General features: G+C 67.2%; 23 protein-coding genes and 1 tRNA gene. 10 read left to right on the forward strand and 14 right to left on the reverse strand.

Annotated elements, in window-relative coordinates:
* Positions 1 to 21 precede the first annotated feature (21 nt).
* Both rimO and G8O29_RS02075 read left to right on the forward strand, forming a co-directional pair.
* Positions 22 to 1,401 (forward strand): 30S ribosomal protein S12 methylthiotransferase RimO, encoded by a 1,380-nt coding sequence (rimO, locus tag G8O29_RS02070; RefSeq protein WP_166401560.1) that lies wholly within the window; start codon positions 22 to 24, stop codon positions 1,399 to 1,401.
* Between the two features lie 52 nt (positions 1,402 to 1,453).
* Entirely contained in the window at positions 1,454 to 1,813 is a 360-nt protein-coding gene (locus tag G8O29_RS02075) for a thiol-disulfide oxidoreductase DCC family protein (RefSeq protein WP_166401561.1), read from the forward strand.
* 1 nt (position 1,814) lies between these two features.
* Here G8O29_RS02075 and G8O29_RS02080 read toward each other — a convergent pair whose 3' ends face one another.
* From G8O29_RS02080 to G8O29_RS02095, 4 genes are all read right to left on the reverse strand, one after another.
* Positions 1,815 to 2,177 (reverse strand): diacylglycerol kinase, encoded by a 363-nt coding sequence (locus G8O29_RS02080; RefSeq protein WP_166401562.1) that lies wholly within the window; start codon positions 2,175 to 2,177, stop codon positions 1,815 to 1,817.
* Between the two features lie 35 nt (positions 2,178 to 2,212).
* On the reverse strand, positions 2,213 to 2,596 hold the full coding sequence (locus G8O29_RS02085; RefSeq protein WP_166401563.1) for a YigZ family protein: 384 nt from the start codon (positions 2,594 to 2,596) through the stop codon (positions 2,213 to 2,215).
* Between the two features lie 107 nt (positions 2,597 to 2,703).
* Positions 2,704 to 2,952: a DUF6455 family protein gene (locus tag G8O29_RS02090; protein ID WP_166401564.1), complete on the reverse strand. Its 249-nt coding sequence runs from the start codon at positions 2,950 to 2,952 to the stop codon at positions 2,704 to 2,706.
* A gap of 67 nt (positions 2,953 to 3,019) precedes the next feature.
* A complete protein-coding gene (locus tag G8O29_RS02095; protein ID WP_166401565.1) occupies positions 3,020 to 3,748 on the reverse strand; it encodes a M48 family metallopeptidase in 729 nt (242 codons plus the stop codon).
* Between the two features lie 121 nt (positions 3,749 to 3,869).
* Between G8O29_RS02095 and G8O29_RS02100 the strand changes: the two genes are divergently transcribed.
* The 4 genes from G8O29_RS02100 (at position 3,870) to yihA (ending at position 7,510) form a co-directional block, all read left to right on the forward strand.
* The gene (locus G8O29_RS02100) at positions 3,870 to 4,109 is read left to right on the forward strand and encodes a DUF8831 family protein (protein ID WP_166401566.1); all 240 of its coding nucleotides are present in this window, start codon (positions 3,870 to 3,872) and stop codon (positions 4,107 to 4,109) included.
* Between the two features lie 136 nt (positions 4,110 to 4,245).
* Positions 4,246 to 6,102 carry a membrane protein insertase YidC gene (yidC, locus tag G8O29_RS02105; protein WP_166401567.1) on the forward strand — a complete coding sequence of 619 codons (1,857 nt, stop codon included), beginning with the start codon at positions 4,246 to 4,248 and terminating at the stop codon, positions 6,100 to 6,102.
* Positions 6,099 to 6,860: an MOSC domain-containing protein gene (locus tag G8O29_RS18765; protein WP_166401568.1), complete on the forward strand. Its 762-nt coding sequence runs from the start codon at positions 6,099 to 6,101 to the stop codon at positions 6,858 to 6,860. Before yidC ends, G8O29_RS18765 begins: the two co-directional genes overlap by 4 nt.
* The gene (yihA, locus tag G8O29_RS02115) at positions 6,860 to 7,510 is read left to right on the forward strand and encodes a ribosome biogenesis GTP-binding protein YihA/YsxC (protein WP_166401569.1); all 651 of its coding nucleotides are present in this window, start codon (positions 6,860 to 6,862) and stop codon (positions 7,508 to 7,510) included. The genes G8O29_RS18765 and yihA overlap by 1 nt, the downstream gene beginning before the upstream one ends.
* 35 nt (positions 7,511 to 7,545) lie before the next feature.
* Here the strand turns inward: yihA and yidD are convergent, their stop codons facing one another.
* From yidD to rpmH, 3 genes are read right to left on the reverse strand one after another with little or no spacing between them, the layout of a single operon-like run.
* Positions 7,546 to 7,809, reverse strand: coding sequence for a membrane protein insertion efficiency factor YidD (gene yidD / locus G8O29_RS02120; RefSeq protein WP_166401570.1), 264 nt, complete (start codon positions 7,807 to 7,809; stop codon positions 7,546 to 7,548).
* A complete protein-coding gene (rnpA, locus tag G8O29_RS02125) occupies positions 7,806 to 8,213 on the reverse strand; it encodes a ribonuclease P protein component (protein WP_166401571.1) in 408 nt (135 codons plus the stop codon). The genes yidD and rnpA overlap by 4 nt, the downstream gene beginning before the upstream one ends.
* 32 nt (positions 8,214 to 8,245) lie before the next feature.
* The gene (gene rpmH / locus G8O29_RS02130) at positions 8,246 to 8,380 is read right to left on the reverse strand and encodes a 50S ribosomal protein L34 (RefSeq protein WP_103259146.1); all 135 of its coding nucleotides are present in this window, start codon (positions 8,378 to 8,380) and stop codon (positions 8,246 to 8,248) included.
* Positions 8,381 to 8,630: 250 nt separating this feature from the next.
* Here rpmH and G8O29_RS02135 point away from each other — a divergent pair, with 250 nt between their 5' ends.
* The 4 genes from G8O29_RS02135 (at position 8,631) to G8O29_RS02150 (ending at position 12,335) form a co-directional block, all read left to right on the forward strand.
* Complete coding sequence (locus G8O29_RS02135; RefSeq protein ID WP_166401572.1) at positions 8,631 to 9,350, forward strand: TVP38/TMEM64 family protein; 720 nt, start codon at positions 8,631 to 8,633, stop codon at positions 9,348 to 9,350.
* Complete coding sequence (locus tag G8O29_RS02140) at positions 9,351 to 10,766, forward strand: dihydrolipoyl dehydrogenase family protein (RefSeq protein ID WP_166401573.1); 1,416 nt, start codon at positions 9,351 to 9,353, stop codon at positions 10,764 to 10,766.
* Between the two features lie 102 nt (positions 10,767 to 10,868).
* Entirely contained in the window at positions 10,869 to 12,209 is a 1,341-nt protein-coding gene (locus G8O29_RS02145; RefSeq protein ID WP_166401650.1) for a sensor histidine kinase, read from the forward strand.
* A 49-nt stretch (positions 12,210 to 12,258) separates the two neighbouring features.
* A tRNA-Arg gene (locus tag G8O29_RS02150) sits at positions 12,259 to 12,335 on the forward strand.
* Between the two features lie 191 nt (positions 12,336 to 12,526).
* Here the strand turns inward: G8O29_RS02150 and G8O29_RS02155 are convergent.
* The 7 genes from G8O29_RS02155 to crcB all read right to left on the reverse strand — a co-directional run bounded on the left by G8O29_RS02155 (position 12,527) and on the right by crcB (position 19,544).
* Entirely contained in the window at positions 12,527 to 13,294 is a 768-nt protein-coding gene (locus G8O29_RS02155) for an amino acid ABC transporter ATP-binding protein (RefSeq protein WP_166401574.1), read from the reverse strand.
* 10 nt (positions 13,295 to 13,304) lie between these two features.
* Positions 13,305 to 14,762, reverse strand: coding sequence for an amino acid ABC transporter permease (locus G8O29_RS02160; RefSeq protein WP_166401575.1), 1,458 nt, complete (start codon positions 14,760 to 14,762; stop codon positions 13,305 to 13,307).
* Between the two features lies 1 nt (position 14,763).
* Entirely contained in the window at positions 14,764 to 16,041 is a 1,278-nt protein-coding gene (locus G8O29_RS02165; RefSeq protein ID WP_166401576.1) for an amino acid ABC transporter permease, read from the reverse strand.
* Positions 16,042 to 16,173: 132 nt separating this feature from the next.
* Positions 16,174 to 17,190 (reverse strand): amino acid ABC transporter substrate-binding protein, encoded by a 1,017-nt coding sequence (locus tag G8O29_RS02170; protein WP_166401577.1) that lies wholly within the window; start codon positions 17,188 to 17,190, stop codon positions 16,174 to 16,176.
* A gap of 235 nt (positions 17,191 to 17,425) precedes the next feature.
* Positions 17,426 to 18,133, reverse strand: a complete 708-nt coding sequence (locus G8O29_RS02175; protein ID WP_166401578.1) for an ATP12 family chaperone protein — start codon at positions 18,131 to 18,133, stop codon at positions 17,426 to 17,428.
* Positions 18,130 to 19,173, reverse strand: coding sequence for an RluA family pseudouridine synthase (locus G8O29_RS02180; RefSeq protein ID WP_166401579.1), 1,044 nt, complete (start codon positions 19,171 to 19,173; stop codon positions 18,130 to 18,132). Before G8O29_RS02180 ends, G8O29_RS02175 begins: the two co-directional genes overlap by 4 nt.
* Complete coding sequence (crcB, locus tag G8O29_RS02185) at positions 19,170 to 19,544, reverse strand: fluoride efflux transporter CrcB (RefSeq protein WP_166401580.1); 375 nt, start codon at positions 19,542 to 19,544, stop codon at positions 19,170 to 19,172. Before crcB ends, G8O29_RS02180 begins: the two co-directional genes overlap by 4 nt.
* Positions 19,545 to 19,647 lie beyond the last annotated feature (103 nt).

The following is a 19,647-nucleotide window of genomic DNA, read 5'->3' on the forward strand; positions in this document are numbered from 1 at the left end:
GCGGCGCGGTATAGGCGGGCCATGTCCCAGAACCCGCCGCTCCTTCGCCCCGACCTGGCCCGCGCCCTTGTTCCCGACAGCCGACGGGAGGGCCAGCCGACCATCGGCATGGTCTCGCTGGGCTGTCCGAAGGCGCTGGTGGACAGCGAGCGCATCCTGACGCGGCTGCGGGCCGAGGGCTATGCGATCAGCCCCGACTACAAGGGCGCGGATGCGGTGATCGTGAACACCTGCGGGTTCCTGGATTCGGCAAAGGCAGAAAGCCTGGAGGCGATCGGCGAGGCCTTGCAGGAAAACGGTCGGGTGATCGTGACGGGCTGTCTGGGGGCCGAGCCCGAGTATATCACCGGCGCGCATCCCAAGGTGCTGGCGGTGACCGGCCCGCATCAGTACGAGGCGGTGCTGGATGCCGTCCACGGCGCGGTGCCGCCCGCGCCGGACCCGTTCATCGACCTGCTGCCCGCCACGGGCGTTTCGCTGACGCCCCGGCACTACAGCTATCTGAAGATTTCCGAGGGCTGCAATCACAAGTGCAAGTTCTGCATCATCCCCGACATGCGCGGGAAGCTGGTCAGCCGCCCCGCCCATGCCGTGCTGCGTGAGGCGGAAAAGCTGGTCGAGGCGGGGGTGAAGGAACTGCTGGTGATCAGCCAGGACACTTCGGCCTACGGGGTGGACCGCAAGCATGACCTGTCGCCCTGGAAGGGCGGCGAGGTGCGCGCCCATATCACCGACCTTGCGCGCGAAATGGGCAAGCTCGGCGCCTGGGTGCGGCTGCATTACGTCTATCCCTATCCGCATGTGCGCGAGTTGATCCCGCTGATGGCGGAGGGGCTGGTGCAGCCCTATCTGGACATCCCCTTCCAGCACGCCCATCCGGATACGCTGAAACGGATGGCCCGCCCGGCGGCGGCGGCGCGGACGCTGGACGAGATCGCCGCCTGGCGCGCGGTCTGCCCCGACCTGGCGCTGCGGTCCACCTTCATCGTGGGCTACCCGGGAGAGACCGAGGCCGAGTTCCAGACGCTGCTGGACTGGCTGGACGAGGCGCAGTTGGATCGGGTGGGCTGCTTCCAGTACGAAAACGTCGCCGGGGCGCGGTCGAACGACCTGCCCGACCATGTGCCCGCCGAGGTGAAGCAGGACCGCTGGGATCGCTTTATGGAAAAGGCACAGGCGATTTCGGCGGCTAAACTGGCCGCAAAGGTTGGAAAAGTTCTGGAGGTGATCGTCGATGAGGTGGACGAGGACGGCGCCACCTGCCGCACCCAGGCCGATGCGCCCGAGATCGACGGGAACCTCTTTATCGACGACGGCTTCGAGGGGCTGGCCCCGGGGGATATTGTCCGGGTCCAGGTGGATGAGGCGGGGGAGTATGACCTGTGGGGGCGGCGCGTCTGACCTGCGGCAGCCTGTCGCCTGACTTCGGCGCAGGACGCGCTACCCTTCCGGCATGACCCAAGAAACCCGCGTCCTTTACAACGACACCTGCCCGGTCTGCCGGTTCGAGATCGACGTCTATCGCCGCCGCGCGCAGGCCGAGGGGCTGCCGATCCGCTTCGACGCGCTTGACCGGGCCGGGGACTGGGGGCTGACGCCCGATCAGGCGGCGCGAAGCCTGCATGTCTGGCAGGATGGCCGGGTCCTGGCCGGCATGGCGGCGTTCCGCGCCCTGTGGGCGACGATGCCGCGCTGGCGCTGGCTGGCCCGCGTGACGGGCTGGCCGGTCATCCGGCCGCTGGCCGATCTGGCCTATGAGCATGTCGCGGCACCGATCCTTTACCGCGCGCATCTGCGGCGGCAGCGGCCTTAGGCTAGCCGAGCAGCACCGCAACCCAGGCCAGGCCCGCCGCAAGCGCGGCCAGCGCCACGCAGGCCGATCCGCAGTCCTTGGCCTTCTTCGCCCTCGGATCCAGGACGGGAGAGATCATGTCCACCACCTCCTCGATCGCGGTGTTGATGAGTTCGGCGGCCAGCACCACGAAACCCAGCGCCAGGATCAGCCCCCGCTCTGCCGGCGTCAGGTCCAGCGAGAACGCCAGAGCGGCGGAGAGCACATTCGCCAGCGTCCATTGCCGCAGCGTCTTTTCCGTGGCCCAGGCGGCGCGGAAGCCGTCCCAGGACCAGATCACCGTATTGGCCAGCCGCCGTGCCTCGGCCGCAAGCATCCCGCGCATCGCTGCTTCCCCCGTCTTCCCGTCCCGTGGAAAGCCTAGCGGCCCGCCTCCGGCCCGTCGAGGCCATTGCCAAGCGCCGCCAGCGCGGCGCGCGTGCAGGTGACGACATGGGCAAAGCGGTCGCCGCCCAGAGGCACGCCGCCATACCAGCGCGTCACCACCACGATGCGGTCGGTCACGGCCTCACGCTCCAGCATCCGCAGGATGACCGCCCCTGCCCCGGCCTCGCCGTCGTCATGCTTCAGCGGCCCGCCCTCGGACAGGATGGCCGCCCAGGAATGATGCGTGGCGCGGTCGAACTTGCGCCGGCGGCGCAGCGTGGCGAGGAAGGCCTCGATCTCGGCCCGGTTGCGCACGGTGCCGGCCGCGGCAGCATAACGCGAGCCACGGTCGCGGATCAGGTTTTCCAGCACGATCATGCGGCGGTCATAGGAAAAGAACGGGCGGCGGACCAGAGGGGATGGCCGCCGCCCCGTGGCCGCAACTGCAAAGGGCACAGCGCGGCAAGTTGCAAGCGGGCAAGGGATCAGCCCAGGGCCTCGATCCCGGCCTTGTTCGGGCAGAAGTCCGGCATCCTTTGCGAGGCACCCGATGCGACCAGCCAGCTTTCGCAGGCCGACCCTCGCCCGCAGGCGGCGCAGCGGGCGATGAGGTCCTCCAGTTCCGCGCGTTGCAGCCAGCCTTCGACGACCGCGCGCGGCAGGTTCACCCCGGCAATCCGCGCCATTCCGCGGGTCAGCCACCAGGCTTTCGGGGCCTCGGGATAACCGATCATCGTCACATCCTCCTGACCGCATTGTGGCCATGCTGCCGGGGCCGGTGGCCGGATGCCTTGACCCAGATCAAAGCCCCTGAAGCCGGCGGACGGTCGCGGCCACCTGGGCCTTGCGCTGTGCATTCGGCGGGTGGCTGCCGAGAAAGCGGTCGCCAGGGTCGGGAAGCCGGTCGAAGAAGCCCGAGCCGCGGACCGGATCATAACCTGCACGGAAGGCAATCTCGGCGCCAAGGGCATCGGCCTCAAGCTCGAATTCGCGGGAATAGCTGCGGGCGGCGACCTCGGCCCCGATGTTCTGCGCGGCGCGGACCTCTTCGGGCGACAACCCGCTGGCCTGGGCCAGCACACCGGCGAGGATGGCGCCCGAAAGCGCCTGGTCCTGACGTTTCGGGATGTGGCCGGCGATGTGATGCGCGGCCTCGTGCCCGAGGACGAAGGCCAGTTCGTCGGCATTGCGGGCATCGGCGATCAGCGCAAGCGTGAAGCCGATCACCGGACGGCCGCTGCGGTCGAGCGTCTGGAAGGCATTCGGCGGCTGTCCGGGGCGGTCATCCACCACAATGCGGAAATCGCAGTTCTTCGCCACGGCGCGGGCGCGGCAGAAGCTTTCGGCCACAGGCTCGACCCGGGCCACCACGGACAGGAAGGTCTCGGCAGCGGCGCGGGGCGGCTGGGCCGGGGCGATGGCCGCGGGCGGAAGGGCGGGTGGCGGCACCGGCCCCGGAACAGGCACGACGCAGCCGCCCAGCGCCAGGGAAAGGACAAGCGGCAGGGCGAAGATCCGGGACAGACGCATGAAATACCTCGGCAGGGTCTGCGGAGGGTAGCAAATCGCCCGGCAAGGGAAAGGGCGCCTCACGCAGGTGTCATGCGCCTTTGGCGTTGCCGGGACCGCCGGCCCGGGCTAGCCTGCGGCCATGTTCACCATCGAGCACGAATTCGACGCCACCGTGATCACCCTGGTTGACGAGGGCGGCGACCTGCCGCTGGTGGAGGACATCGTGATCCATGCCTTCGAGGATTGCGTGACGGTCGAACAGACCGATCCGCAGACCGATGAGGTGTTGCGGATCACCCTGTCGCTGACCCAGCTGCGCGACCTGGCGGCGGCGCTGAACCTGCCCGAAGGCAGCTACCGGCTGGAGCGCAAGGCCTGAGACGTGGCGGCGTTGCGGCGCGGGCATGGGCCAGAATTGATCGCCCTGCCCTGCCGTTCCGGGCGAAACCGCTTGACCTTTGCCCGGTGCTGTCGTTGAAGCACCGCTGATCCGGAGACGGCATGGTGGCGGGCAGATGGAAGACCAGAACAACAAGAACCTGATCCTGGCGATGGTTCTGAGCGCGGCGGTGATGATCGTCTGGTTCGTGCTGTTCCCCCCGCCCGAGCCGCCGCTGACCGCCCCGACCGAAACCGCCGCCGGCGTCACCGGCGATGTCGCCACGCCTCTGCCCGAAGCGGCCCCCGCGCAGACCGAAGCGACGGCCGTCCCCGAAGCCCCGCGCCTCGGGATCGATTCGACCAAGCTGGCCGGGTCGATCTCGTTGCGGGGCGGCCGGATCGACGACCTGTCGCTGAAAACCTACCGCGAGGACCTGACACCAGACTCGCCCACGGTGCGGCTGCTGGCCCCGGTGGGCGAGGACCTGGCCTATTATTCGGTCTTCGGCTGGCTGCCGGGCACCGGGCTTCAGCCCGGAGAGGTGCCGGATGCCAATACGCTGTGGACGGTGGAGGGCAACGCCACCCTGTCCTCGACCGCGCCCGTGGTGCTGCGCTGGGACAATGGCAAGGGGCTGACCTTCCGCCGCGAGATCAAGGTTGACGACGATTTCATGTTCACCGTGACCGACCAGGTCCAGAACAGATCGGCCGCGGCGGTAGCCCTGCAACCCTACGGGATCATCGCGCGCCATGGTCTGCCCAAGTTGCAGAACATCTTCGTGGTGCACGAAGGCGCGGTGCAGCGCGAGGACGGGATCCGCACCGAGACCGACTATTCCGACATCACCGAACTGACCCCCGACCCGCGCGAGGGGAACCTGCCGGCCCAGGTGACCGAGGCCACGACCGACGGCTGGATCGGGTTCACCGATCACTACTGGATGACGGTGCTGATCCCCGAACAGGGCAAGCCGTTCAAGTCGGTGCTGAAATATGTCCCGACCGCCGGCATCTACCAGGCCGAGGTGCGCCAGCCGGTCCTGTCGCTGGATGCCGGGGCCACGGCTTCGTCCTCGATCCGGTTCTTCGCCGGGGCGAAGGAATGGGCGACGATCCGCGCCTACGAGCGCGAGGGCGGCATCCCCGGCTTTCTCGATTCCATCGACTGGGGCTGGTTCTTCTTCCTGACCAAGCCCATCTTCGCGGTGCTGCACTGGCTGAACGCCCAGATCGGCAACATGGGCTGGGCGATCATCGCGCTGACCTTCTTGCTGAAGTTCCTGGTGCTGCCTCTGGCCTACAAGTCCTATGTCTCGATGGCGCGGATGAAGGAATTGCAGCCCGAGATGGAGGCGATCAAGGAGCGCGCGGGCGAGGACAAGCAGAAGCTCCAGCGCGAGATGATGCAGCTTTACAAGGACAAGAAGGTCAACCCCGCCGCGGGCTGCCTGCCGATCCTGATCCAGATCCCGATCTTCTTCGCGCTTTACAAGGTGATCTTCGTCACGATCGAGCTGCGCCACGCGCCGTTCTTCGGCTGGCTCAAGGACCTCTCGGCGCCCGATCCGTCGTCGCTCTTCAACCTGTTCGGCCTTCTGCCCTGGGATGCGCCCCCGACCGGCAGCCTGCTGCACCTGATCTTCATCGGCGTGCTGCCGCTGCTACTGGGCATCACCATGTGGCTGCAACAGAAGCTGAACCCGGCGCCCACGGATCCGGTGCAGCAGCAGATCTTCGCCTGGATGCCATGGGTGTTCATGTTCATGCTGGGCGGCTTCGCCTCGGGTCTGGTGGTCTACTGGATCACCAACAACACGATCACCTTCGTCCAGCAGTACCTGATCATGTGGAGCCACGGGAAACGGCCGGACATCTTCGGCAACATCAAGGCGGCAAAACTGGCCAGGGCCGAGGCGAAGGCCGCCGCGTCCGCGGCGGCAAATGCGCCCAAGGCTCCGACGAACACGCCAAAGAAGGGCAAGAAGTGAGCGGGCTTTCGGGCGGGCGTGTCGCGCTTCTGGTGCGCCACCCGATCAAGTCCGCGGGTCATGAAGAGCTGGACGAGGCCGTGCTGACCGCAGGCGCGGCCTTTCCCTTCGACCGGGTCTGGGCGGTGGCCCACGCCGCCGCCCGCCTGACCGAACCGCCGACCTGGGCGCCGAAGCTGCATTTTCTGCGCGGCTGGGGTTCGGCCGAACTGATGGCGGTCAGCTGCGTCTCGGACCCCGAGGCAGGCGTGGTGACGCTTGGCCACCCCCGCCGCCCGACCGAAAGCTTCCGCCCGGACGACCCTGCGGATGCCGCGCGGTTGATCGACTGGCTGCGTCCCCTCTGGCCCGCGAATCGCCCCGAACCCGCTCGGGTGATCCGCGTGCCGGGCCAGGCGCTGACCGACCAGGACCAGCCGCTGGTGTCGATCAACGCGATGGCCTCGCTGGCCGAGCTTTCGGCCCGGATGGGCACCCGCCTCTCGCCGCACCGCTTTCGCGGCAACATCTGGGTCGCGGGCTGGGCGCCCTGGGCCGAGCTTGACCTGATCGGCACCGAGATCGCCATCGGCACCGCCCGTCTGCGCATCGAGGAACCGATCGGCCGCTGCCGCGCGACCGGGGCAAATCCCGAGACGGGCCTGCAAGATGCCGATACGATGGGCGCGCTGGAAACGGGCTACGGCCACACCGATTTCGGAGTCTTCGCCCGGGTGATTGCGGGCGGCCGGATCGCCGTGAACGACGAGGTGCGCTGATGGCGATGACCTTCACTCTGGCCCCCGAACCCGAGGACGCGGCGCGCGAGACCGGCCGGCTTCTGTTCGCCGGGCCGGTGACCTTTGTCAAAGGCGTGGTCGCGATGAGCGGCCTGCCCCCGGCCGACCGGCTGGAGGTGTGCTTCGCGGGTCGGTCGAATGTCGGGAAATCCAGCCTGATCAACGCGCTGACCGGGCGCAAGACGCTGGCACGCGCCTCGAACACGCCGGGGCGGACGCAGGAGATCAACTACTTCGCCCTGGGAGAGGAGCGCTATCTGGTCGACCTGCCCGGCTATGGCTTCGCCGAGGCCCCCGTGGCCATCGTTGCCAAGTGGCAGGCGCTTCTGAAGCAGTATCTGTCGGGCCGGGCCACGCTGCGGCGGGCCTTTGTCCTGATCGACGCGCGGCACGGGGTGAAGGCGGTGGACGAAGAGATCCTGACGCTTCTGGACCGCTCGGCGGTGACCTTTCAGGTGGTGCTGACCAAGGTGGACAAGATCAACCGCAGCGAACGCGCGGCGGTGATCGAACAGGTCAAGGGCGCATTGGTCAAGCATCCTGCTGCATATCCCGAGATCGTGGTCACCAGTTCCGAGAAGGGCGAAGGGATCGAGACACTGCGCGCCCTGATCGCCACGCTGGAATAGGGCCCGATTTCCATACGGAAATCGGGCCGGAATTCCTACGAATTCCGGTCCCGGTGTCCCGCGTCATGCTCCGGGTCCGCGCCTGGCACCGGATCATAGCCATGCCCGCCCCAGGGATGACAGCGGCAGATGCGGTGCGCCGCAAGGTAGCTGCCCTTGAGCGCGCCATGCCGCTCCAGCGCTTCCAGCGCATAGGCCGAGCAGGTCGGCTGGAACCGGCAGCCATGGCCCACCCAGGGCGACAAGAGCAGCCGGTATGCCCGCACCGGCAGCGCGACAAGGTGGGCGAGCGGGCTCAAGGGCGCCCCCGGTGCACTAAGACAAGCGCCAGATTGAGATCGGCACGAAGCGCGGCATAGGGGCGCGTGACGGTGGCTTCGGGCCGGGCCACCAGAACGTAGTCCCAGCCGGGACGGGCAGCCGGCGCCAGGATTTCGCGCGCAAGGGCACGGAGACGGCGCTTGGCGCGGTTGCGCAGGACGGCGTTGCCGATCTTCTTCGAGGCAGTGAAGCCGACGCGCACCTGATCCGACCCGTCCCCCCGATCGCGCGCCTGCAAAAGGAAGCCCGCGGTTCCCTGGCGCCGGGCCGAGGCCGCCTTCAGATAGTCGGCGCGCTTTCGCAGCACGCAAAGCGAAACCGCCGGAGACCGTGCAGGCGCTTCGGCGGCAATGCCTTGGCCCTGGGTCTCCGGCGGTGTCATGAGCAAACCCGGTCGCCCTCGCGGGCGGGCAATCAGGCGGTCAGCTTGTGACGGCCCTTGGCGCGGCGGGCGGCCAGGACCAGACGGCCGTTCTTGGTGGCCATGCGCGCCCGGAAGCCGTGGCGGCGCTTGCGAACCAGGTTCGACGGTTGAAAGGTGCGCTTCATCGCGGCTCTCCATCAGACATGACCCGGACCCCACTCGGAATCGCGGGCCGGCAATTGAAGCCAGTCCTTTACGGTCGCGCAGACGCCAAGTCAACGTCGCCGGCACCGATTCCTTGCAACATTTCCGCAGCCAGGGCGGCGATATGTTGCAATGGGCCGGCAATCGGACCCTACCGGATCAAGCTGGCGTGAAGCCCCTGTCGCACCGGGCAAAGCTGGTCCATCTTCGCGGTCCATGCAAGGAGCCCGGATGTCCCCCCCTTCCCAGAACGCGACCTGGCTCAGGCGCCTGCCGATCCTGGTGATCCTGCTTGCGGCCCTGATCGGGGCGATCAGCCTGCGCGACGACCTCAGCTTCCAGACCCTGGCCCGTCACCGCGAGGACCTGCTGGCCTTTCGCGACGCGCATTACCTGTGGGCGGTGCTGGCCTTCCTGGCGGGATATGTGCTGATCGTCGGCCTGAGCCTGCCCGGGGGAACGGTCGCCACCCTGACGGGCGGTTTCCTGTTCGGGCTGTTCCCGGGCGTCCTCTACAACGTGCTGGGCGCCGGAACCGGGGCGGTCCTGATCTTTCTGGCCGCGCGCAGCGGCTTTGGCGAGACCCTGTCGCGCAAGCTGGAGGGTGCGGGCGGTGCGGCCGCGCGGTTGCAGGCCCGCCTGCGCGAGAACGAATGGTCGGTCCTGTTCCTGATGCGCCTCGTGCCGCTGGTGCCCTTCTTCGTCGCGAACCTGATCCCGGCCTTCGTCGGCACCAGCCTGACACGCTTTGCCGTCTCGACCTTCCTCGGCATCATCCCGGGGGCGCTGGTCTTCACCTCGGTCGGCGCGGGACTGGGCGAGGTCTTCGCCCGTGGCGAGGCGCCCGACCTGGGCATCATCTTCACCCTGCCCGTGCTGTTGCCGCTTCTGGGTCTGGCCGCGCTGGCCGCGCTGCCGATGTTTCTTCGAGCCATCAAGGGAGCACGCTGAATGCCGCGCATCGAGACCGATATCTGCGTCATCGGCGCCGGGTCCGGGGGGCTTTCGGTCGCGGCCGGGGCGGTCCAGATGGGCGCGCGGGTCGTGCTGATCGAGGCCGGAGAGATGGGTGGCGACTGCCTGAATGCGGGCTGTGTGCCCTCGAAGGCGCTGATCGCGGCGGCGAAGGCGGCCGAGGCGCAACGCCGTGGGTTTCGCGGGGTGGCTCCGGCCGTGCCCGAGGTGGATTTCGGCGCGGTGAAGGACCATGTGCGCGCGGTGATCGAGGCCATCGCCCCGGTGGACAGCCAGGAGCGGTTCGAGGGCCTTGGCTGCACCGTGATCCGCGCCTTCGCCCGCTTCTCGGGGCCGCGCGAAGTGCAGGCCGGCGAAACCACCATCCGCGCTCGGCGCTTCGTGATCGCCACCGGGTCGCGCCCATTCGTCCCGCCGATCCAGGGGGTCGATACGGTTCCTTACCTGACGAACGAGACGATCTTCGACCTGCGCGAACGGCCGCAGCACCTGATCGTCATCGGCGGCGGGCCGATCGGAGTGGAAATGGCCCAGGCGCATCGGCGGCTGGGTTGCGCTGTGACGGTGGTGGAGGGCGCCAGCGTTCTGGGCCGCGAGGATCCCGAATTGGCCCGGGTGGTGACCGATGCGCTTCAGGCCGAGGGCATCGTGCTGGTGGAGGGTCAGCCGGTGGTGCGGCTGGCCAAGACGGATGGGACGGTCGAGGTGACGCTTGGTGACGGGCGGCAGGTCCGGGGTTCGCATCTGTTGCTGGCGGTCGGGCGCAAGGTGGCGCTGGAGGGGATGAACCTCGAGGCGGCGGGGGTGGCCCATACGGGAAAGGGCGTGACGGTGGACGCGCGGCTCAGGTCCTCGAACCGGCGCATCTTTGCGGTGGGGGATGCGGCGGGCGGCTTGCAGTTCACCCATGTCGCGGGCTGGCATGCGGGCATCGTGATCCGGCAGGCGATCCTTGGATTGCCGGCCAGGGCCGACCCGCGGGCGGTCCCGCGCGCGACCTATACCGACCCGGAACTGGCCCAGGTCGGCCTGACCGAGGCCGAGGCCCGCGCCCTGCACGGCGAGGCGCTGACGGTGGTGCGCGCCAGCCTCGCCCACAACGACCGCGCCCAGGCCGAGGGCAAGACCGCGGGTTTCGCCAAGGTCATGATCGTGAAGGGCCGCCCGGTCGGCGCCGGCATTGTCGGTCCCCAGGCGGGCGAGTTGATCGGCCTCTGGGCGCTTGCCCTGTCGGCCCGGCTGAAGATGTCGGCGATTGCCGGCATGATCGCGCCCTATCCGACGCTGGGAGAGGTTTCCAAACGCGCGGCAGGCGCCTATTTTGCCCCCAGGCTGTTCGAAAGTGCCGCGGTCAAGCGGCTGGTGCGGCTGGTCCAGCGCTGGGTGCCCTAGGGTGCCCCGCCAGGTTCGGGGAAGGTTCGGGTGACCGGAAGACGCAAGAGCTTTCTCAACACGCTGTCCGGGCGCTTCCTGATCCTGACCGTCATCTTCGTGATGCTGGCCGAAGTGCTGATCTTCGTCCCCTCGATCGCGCGGTATCGGGCCGACTTCCTGCTGACGCGGCTGAAACAGGCCCAGATCGCCGCCCTGACCCAGCTTGCGGCAGATGACACGGTCTCGCCCGAGCTGGAGGCCGAACTGCTGAAGAACGCCGAGGTCTACAACGTGGTCCTGCGCCGGGACGAGGTGCGCCAGCTGGTCCTGTCCTCGCCGGTGCCGGGAGAGATCCACGAATCCTTCGACCTGCGGATGGCCGGCCCGTGGGAGCTGATCCGCGACGCCTTCGCCACGCTGCTGGACCCGGAGAACCGCATCGTCCGGGTGATCGGCTCTCCGGTGCAGGAGGCCGGGACGCTGATCGAGGTGACGATGGAGACCCGCCCCCTGCGGACGGCGATGGTGGAATACGGGCTGCGCATCCTGATCCTGTCGGCGCTGATCTCGGTCGTGACCGCCTTCCTGTTGTTCCTGGCGGTGCGCCGCCTGCTGGTGATGCCGATCCGAAGGGTGGTGCGGCACATGCAGGACTATGCCGAAGCGCCCGAGGACGCGCGACGGGTGATCACCCCCAGTGCCGATGTCGAGGAACTGCGGATGGCCGAAGAGGCGCTGCAATCGATGCAGACCCAGCTGACCGGCGCCCTGCGGCAGAAGGAGAGGCTGGCGCAGCTGGGCGGGGCGGTGGCGAAGATCAGCCACGACCTGCGCAACATCCTGACGACCGCGCAGCTTTTTGCCGACCGGATCGAGGGCAGCGCCGATCCGGTGGTCGCCCGCTCGGCCCCGAAGCTTGTCGGCTCGATCAGCCGTGCGGTGTCGCTGTGCGAGGCGACGCTGGCCTTCGGCAAGGCCGAGGAACCGCCGCCGCAACTGCGCCGGCTGAACCTGGCGCAGCTGGCCGGTGAAGTGGCCGAGGGCGAGGGGCTGAGCAGCGAAACGGCGATCACCTGCCTGCTGGACCTGCCGCCGGGCATGATGATCCGGGCCGACGGCGAACAGTTTTATCGCGTGCTGTCGAACCTTGTCCGCAACGCGCGCCAGGCCATCGAGGCGACCGGACAGGCCGGCACGATCGAGATCTCGGCCGGCGAGGACGAAGCGGAATGGTGGATCCGGGTCGGCGACACCGGCCCCGGCCTGCCCGCAAAGGCGCGCGAGCATCTGTTCTCGGCCTTCCAGGGCGGCGCAAGGAAGGGCGGGACAGGCCTGGGTCTTGCCATCGCGGCCGAACTGGTGCGCGGGCATGGCGGCCGGCTGGAGCTGGTCCGCTCTGACGCCGAAGGCACCGAGTTCGCGATCCACCTGCCAAAGGGGACCAGCGAGATTTCCGCGTGATTTCGCCCTTGCATTGCCCGCCAGAGGGGGCTACATCGCCGGGCATTGCGGACCCGTAGCTCAGCTGGATAGAGCATCAGACTACGAATCTGAGGGTCGGGCGTTCGAATCGCTCCGGGTCCGCCATTCCCCACCGAAACGACGGAATGATCCCGCGGCTTTCGGTGACTTTGCTCTTCTGCATCGCGATTTCCTCGTCCGTCCGGTCGAGGAAATCCCGCCTTCGCCTTCCCTTTGCCATGGCCATAACCACCGGGGCGCAATGGCGCCCATCGGACGGCAGCCTGACGCCCCCGGCTGGCGCGGGACCGCTGATCCTAGTGGCCCAGGATCTGGCTGAGGAACAGCTTGGTCCGCTCGCTCTTCGGATTGTTGAAGAACTCTTTCGGTTCGTTCTGTTCGACGATCTGGCCCTGGTCCATGAAGATGACCCGGTTCGCGACTGCCTGGGCAAAGCCCATCTCGTGCGTGACGCAAAGCATGGTCATGCCTTCTTCGGCCAGCTCGATCATCGTATCCAGCACCTCCTTGATCATCTCGGGGTCAAGGGCGCTGGTCGGTTCGTCGAACAGCATGATCCGCGGTTTCATGCACAAGGACCGCGCGATCGCCACGCGCTGCTGCTGACCGCCCGACAACTGGCCGGGATACTTGTGCGCCTGTTCGGGGATCTTGACCTTGGTCAGGAAGTGCATCGCCGTCTCTTCCGCCTCTTTCTTCGGGACCTTGCGGACCCAGATCGGCGCCAGCGTGCAGTTTTCCAGGATGGTCAGGTGCGGAAACAAGTTGAAGTGCTGGAACACCATGCCCACCTCGGAGCGGACCTTGTCGATGTTCTTCAGGTCGTTCGTCAGCTCGGTCCCGTCCACGATGATCTGACCCTGCTGGTGTTCCTCCAGCCGGTTGATGCAGCGGATCAGCGTGGACTTGCCCGACCCCGACGGCCCGCAGATCACGATCCTTTCGCCCCGCTGCACGGTCATGTTGATGTCGCGCAGAACGTGGAACTGACCGTACCACTTGTTCATGCCGGTGATCTGGATCGCGACCTCGTCCGAGATCTGCATCTTTGCTGCGTCTGCCATGTGCGTGCCCCTAGCGATGATCGGTCTTCAGCTTGCGCTCCAGATACATCGAGTATCGGGACATGCCGAAGCAGATGAGGAAGAAGATGGTGCCGACGAAGATGTAGGGCTCCCAGTAGATGCCCTTCCAGTTGATGTCGGCGCGGACGATCTGGGTGACGCCCTTCAAGGGGTCCATAAGGCCTACGAAGGCGACCAGCGTGGTGTCCTTGAACAGGCCGATGAAGGTCGAGACGATCGAGGGGATGGAGATCTTCAGCGCCTGCGGCAGGATGACCAGCCGCTGCGCCTGCCAATAGTCAAGGCCCAGCGCATCGGCGGCTTCATACTGGCCGCGCGGCAGGGCGGCGAGGCCACCCCGGATCACCTCGGCCAGATAGGCGGCGGCGAAGAAGGTCACCAGGATGATGACGCGCAGGATGATGTCGAAATTCGTCCCCGGCGGCAGGAAATACTGCAACAGAAGCGAGGCGGTGAAGAGCAGGGTGATCAGCGGCACGCCGCGGATGAATTCGATGAAGCCCACCGACAGGGTCTTGACGATCAGCATGTCCGACTGCCGGCCCAAGGCCAGGAGGATGCCGATGGGCAGCGAGAAGGCGATGCCCGTCACCCCGATCACGATGGCCAGAAGGAAGCCGCCGAAGAGGTCGGAGCGGACCGACTGAATCCCGAACGGAAGGGCCGCCTGAAGCGCATCGACGACAGGCTTGTCGAGATAGAGCCACCACAGCACCGCCGCCACGACCCCTGCTCCGGCTGCGGGCACCAGGCCTATGAACGGCGTGCCGACGCGGAACACGGCATAAAGCACACCGAACCCCGCCATCGCCACGATCGGCGACCAGACCGACCCGCCCCACAGAAGCCAGAAGCACAACGCCGGGAAGGCCAGGGTGAACCACAGAAGCTTCCCCGGAGCCAGCTGGGCGCCCACCAGCAGCCCCGCCACCAGCAGCAGGGACAGCAGAAAGGCCGTGCCGGGGGCCCCGGCGAGGTAGAGCGTCACCAGAAGATAGGCCAGCACGGCCAGAAGGATCAGCGACTGGTTGCGCTTCTGCCCGGCGAACAGCACCGGCGCCAGCGCGGCGAACAGAAGCCCGAAGGCCAGCACCGGGCGCCACCATTCCGACGCCGGATAGAAGCCGAAGATGAACTGGTGCCAGCGTTCGCGGATCATCGCCCAGCAGGCGCCGCTGGCGCCTTCGCCGGCAGTGGCGGCCACGATCTCGCGGCACTGGCTCAGCGACGAGGCGTTCCAGACCGAATTCAGCCACCAGGGCAGCGAGGCCGAGACCAGCCACCAGACGATCAGCACGCCCAGAAGGGTCAGGGCGATGTTCAGCGGGGTCGAGAACAGGTTCTCGCGCATCCATTTGACCGCACCCCTTTCGGCAATCGGGGGATCCACGGGCGGCAGCATGGTGTCGCGGACGAAGAGGACGGTTTGTGCGTGGGTCTCGCTCATCCTAGCGCGCCTTCAACTGGACCGAGGAATTGTAAAGGTTCATCAGCGCCGAGATGATCAGGCTGATCGAAAGGTAGATCAGCATCATCAGAAGCATGCATTCCAGCTCGCGCCCGGTCTGGTTCAGCGTGATCCCGCCCAGCGTGCCGCGCAGGTCAAGGTAGCTGACCGCGATCCCCAGCGAGGTGTTCTTGGTCAGGTTCAGATACTGGCTGATCAGGGGCGGGATGATGACCCGCAGCGCCTGGGGCAGGATGATCAGGCTCATCGTCCGGTTCGGCCGCAGACCCAGCGCATAGGCGGCCTCGGTCTGGCCGCGGCTGATGGCCAGGATGCCCGAGCGCACGATCTCGGCGATGAAGGCGGCGGTGTAAAGCGCAAGCGCGATGGTCAGCGCGGTGAAGCTGTGCGCGACCAGGATGCCGCCGGCGAAGTTGAAGCCCTTCAGCTCGGGGATCTCCAGATGCAGGCCAAGCGCGAACTTCAGCGCCAGCACCGGCCCGAACAGGATCAGCAGCGATTTCCACCAGGTGACGGGGCGGTCGCCCGTCGCCTCTTGCACGGCCTTGGCATGGGCCAGAAGCCGGCGGTTGGCCCAGACCGAGGCGACGATGACCAGGATGAAGGCCAGAAGGTTCAGGCTGACCGGCAGGAACCCGATCTGGACCGAGCCGAGACTGCGCTCGAACAGGGGCGCCGGGATGTTGGTGCCGCGGTTGGTGACGGCCACCGTGCCGAAGAGGATCATCGAGGCGGCCGGTTCCTCGCCCGCCGCGATCATCTCGTCGGTGACGCGGAAATCGCGGGGCTGGGGCGTGGTCTCGGAGAGGATCACATAGCTCAGCAGGATCCACAGCAAGAGGGGTACGTTGCGAAAGACCTCGACGTAGATCGTCATCAGCCGGCCGATCAGCCAGTTGTTCGACAGGCGCAGCACGCCGATGATGCCGCCCAGCACGGTCGCGAAAAGGCAGCCGCAGAAGGCGACGACCAGCGTGTTGACCAGCCCGACCAGCAGGGCCCGGAAATGATTGTCGTCGTTCGTGTAGGGGATCAGCGCCTGGCCGATGTCGTAGCCCGCGCGCTGCCAGAGAAAGGCGAAGTTGAATTCCTTGCCCCGCGCCGCAAGGTTCTGTGCCGTGTTGTTCAGAAGCCAGGCCACCGCCATGGCGAACAGCACCAGCACCACGATCTGGATCGTGTAGGACCGGTAGCGCGTGTCGTAGATGAGCATCGAGAGCCGAAAGCCATCTTTCGGCGCGTCCGAGGCAAAAGCCATCGTTTCCCCCTGTTTCCCGGAAAGTCGGCCCCGGGTTTTCCCGGTGGCTGCAGGGTCGGTGCCCCTGGTCAGTCAGTCTGTCGCTGCAAGAACGGCATGGGGGCGCGCGGGACGCGCCCCCATGTTCCGGGATCAACGGAAGGGCGGAGCGTATTGCAGGCCGCCCTGGGTCCACAGCGCGTTCAGGCCGCGGGCCAGGTTGATCGTGGTGCCTTCGCCGATGTTGCGGGCGAAGATCTCGCCGTAGTTGCCTACCGCCAAGATGGCATTCTTGAAGGCATCGTTGCTCACGCCCATCTTGGCGCCCATGTCGCCCGAGACGCCCAGCAGACGCTTGACTTCCTCGTCGGCCGTGGATGCGGCGACCTCGTTCACATTGGCCGAGGTGATGCCCCTTTCCTCGGCGATCAGCAGCGCATAGTAGGTCCAGCGCACCACGTCGCCCCACTGGTTATCGCCATGACGCACCACCGGGCCCAGCGGCTCTTTCGAGATGATCTCGGGCAGGATGATGTGATTGTCGGCATCCGGCATGGTCGCACGGCTGGCGGCCAGACCCGAAGCGTCGGTGGTGTAGGCGTCGCAGGCACCGGCCAGATACTGGCGCTGCGCTTCCGAGTCATCGGCCACCGTGACGGGCTGGTAGCTGATGTTGTTCTGCTTGAAGAAGTCGGCGAGGTTCAGCTCGGTCGTGGTGCCGGTCTGGATGCAGACGGTCGCGCCGTCCAGTTCCTTGGCCGAGGACACGCCGAGATCCTTCTTCACCATGAAGCCCTGGCCGTCGTAGTAGTTCACTGCGACGAAATCGAGCGCGAGTTCGGTATCGCGCGAGAAGGTCCAGGTCGAGTTGCGGACCAGAAGGTCAACCTCGCCCGACTGGAGCGCGGTAAAGCGGGTCTCGCCGGTGGTCGGCAGGAACTTCACCTTGGTCGCGTCACCCAGGACGACGGCCGCGACAGCCCGGCAGAGATCGACATCGAAGCCGGCCCAGTTGCCGCTGGCATCCGGAGCGCCAAAGCCGGTCAGGCCGGTGTTGGACCCGCAGATCAGCTCGCCCCGCGCCTTGACATCGTCGAGGGTCCCGGCCAGCGCCATGCCCGAGACGAGCGCGGTGACCGCGAATGCGCCGAAGAATACGGATTTTTTCATTCTTACCTCTTCCTGAGTAAGTGATCCTTCGCGGATCACGTTTTTTGCAGCGCGATCCTGTCGCGCAGTTGCCGGTGCAGGCGCAGACTTGCCCCCACTGCCCCGCAGTTTCGGCGAAAGCGCTTTTGCTGGTCAAGCGGCCTCTGGCGGAATCGGGAAAAATGCCTGTTTTCCTCGGGCTGGAGCAGTCGTTCGGCCTTGTTATCCTGCACTGCACAGGATCCGGGCAATCTTGTTACCCACACAATGCATAGAATCGGTCGGCATCCAGAAATGCCGCCCGCTTGCGCTGTGCGACTTCGGCCGCCTCTTCGTCCTCGCCCCAGAGCGAAATCTGCCAGTCCTCGTCGATGCGCGACAGCCGCCAGGCGGTGTCGGCCGCGATGCGGCCGCGGGTCAGGGCAAGGGCAAGAATCAGCGAGCCCGACAGGGACACGAGGTCATGGAAGGCGGCAAGACGGAAGGGCGACAGGTCGCTGACCAGGCCATGCAGGATGCGCAGGCTGTCCGGCGATTGCGCCACATGCACCACGCCGGCGGTGGTGCGAAGCGGCGCATGCAGGTGCTGCGCGGCCCAGTCCAACAGCGGATCCCAGGCCTCGGCCTGCCGCGCGACCAGCGGCGCGGGGCCCTCGGCCCGATAGCACAGAAGGTCGCTGCCGCCATAGTCCGACACGATGCGGGCGATCGTCGCGTGTTCCGCCGTCACCGTGTCGATGGCCGAATTCGCCATGCGGGTGAAGGGCATGGTGACGGGATCGATCCTTTCGCCCTGCGCCTGCCACTCGGCCGCCACCGCATCGGCCAGCGCGGCGGTCGGCAGCACCAGGGGGGCCTTGCGGGGCGTGCGCAGGGGGCGGCTGTCCAGATGCACCGTGAAGCCGCCTTCGGCCGGAACGGCCTGCGCGGTGCTCCAGAACCGGCGCGGGGTCCAGTCGTTCACCGGATCACCTCGAACGGATCGGCGGGGACGTCATCCTCTTTCCAGTCCAGCAGTTTCCAGGTGCGCGCCATGTGGTCGGGCAAGGGTGCGGAGAAGGTCATCAGCTTCTTCGTGATCGGGTGTTCGATGGACAGGCTGCGCGCATGCAGGTGCAGCTTCTTCGACAGATCGCCCCCCGTGCCCGCGCCCCAGCCGTCGCCCAGGTTCTCGGCCTGACTGCCGCCATACTTGCCGTCGCCCAGGATCGGATGCCCGATCTCGGCCATATGGGCGCGCAACTGATGGGTGCGGCCCGTCACCGGCTCCAGCGCCATCCAGGACAGCCGGTTGCCCAGGAACCAGAGCGTGAAGAAATCGGTATGCGCCCGCTTGGCCTCCGGGTGGTCGGCGATCCTGGCGGGATGGACGCAAAGCATCTTCTCGCCCTCGCCCCCCCTGCCCCGGCCCGGTGCCTTTTCCAGCGCGAACTTGATCGAGCCCTGCCGGGGATGCGGCACGCCGGCCACCACCGCCCAGTAGATCTTGCGCGCATTGCGATGGCGCAACGCCTCGGACAGGGCGCGGGCCACGCGGTCGGTGCGGGCCAGCAGAAGGACGCCCGAGGTGTCCTTGTCCAGCCGGTGTACCAGTTTGGGCTTGTCCTTGTAGCCGAACTTCAGCGCCTCGGCCAATGCGTCCACATGCCGATCGCCCTGACCGCTGCCCCCCTGGGAGGGCAGTCCGGCCGGCTTGTTCAGGACGATCAGGTGCTCGTCCCTGTAAAGCACCGCCCCCTGGATCATCTTCGCATCCGCTGCGCTGATCCCGGCAGGGCGGGGGTCCGGTGGCGGACCCTCGGCCGGAAGGGGCGGCACGCGGACAACCTGGCCCGGGGCCACGCGGTCCGAGGCCTTGACCCGCCCCTTGTCCACCCGCAGCTGCCCGGTCCGGCACAGCTTCTCCACCGCCCCCTGCGTCAGGTGCGGGAACCGGCGCCGGAGCCATTTGTCCAGGCGCTGCGCGCCCTCGTCCTCGGTGACGGTCAGAAGCTGCACGCTCATGCCAGCGCCCTCGCCACGGCCAGCCCGGCCACGATGGCCGCCAGCGACAGGATGACCGAAACCCCGACATAGGTGACGGCCAGCCCGTGCTGGCCGCGCTCCCACAGCGTCAGCGTGTCCAGCGAGAAGGCGGAAAAGGTGGTGAAGCCGCCCAGGACGCCGGTCATCAGGAAGGGCGAATAGCCGGTGCCGCCCTTGCGCGACAGGACGACGACCAGGACCCCCATCAGAAACGACCCCGTGACGTTCACGATCACCGTGGCATAGGGAAAGCCCGGCCCGATCCAGCGCATCGTGCCGACATTGGTCAGATAGCGCAGGCTTGCGCCGATCGCGCCCCCGAGGGCGACCTGGATCAGGGTCTGGAACATGGCCCCCCTTTGCGGCGGTGCGGGCGGATTGTCAATCTGGCAGCGGAATTCTGGCGAATTCCGGTGCGGAGCCTGCAAGGCTCCGGTCCGATTTCCGTCCGGA

It is taken from the genome of Rhodobacter calidifons, from assembly GCF_011174775.1.
Classification (GTDB): domain Bacteria; phylum Pseudomonadota; class Alphaproteobacteria; order Rhodobacterales; family Rhodobacteraceae; genus Tabrizicola; species Tabrizicola calidifons.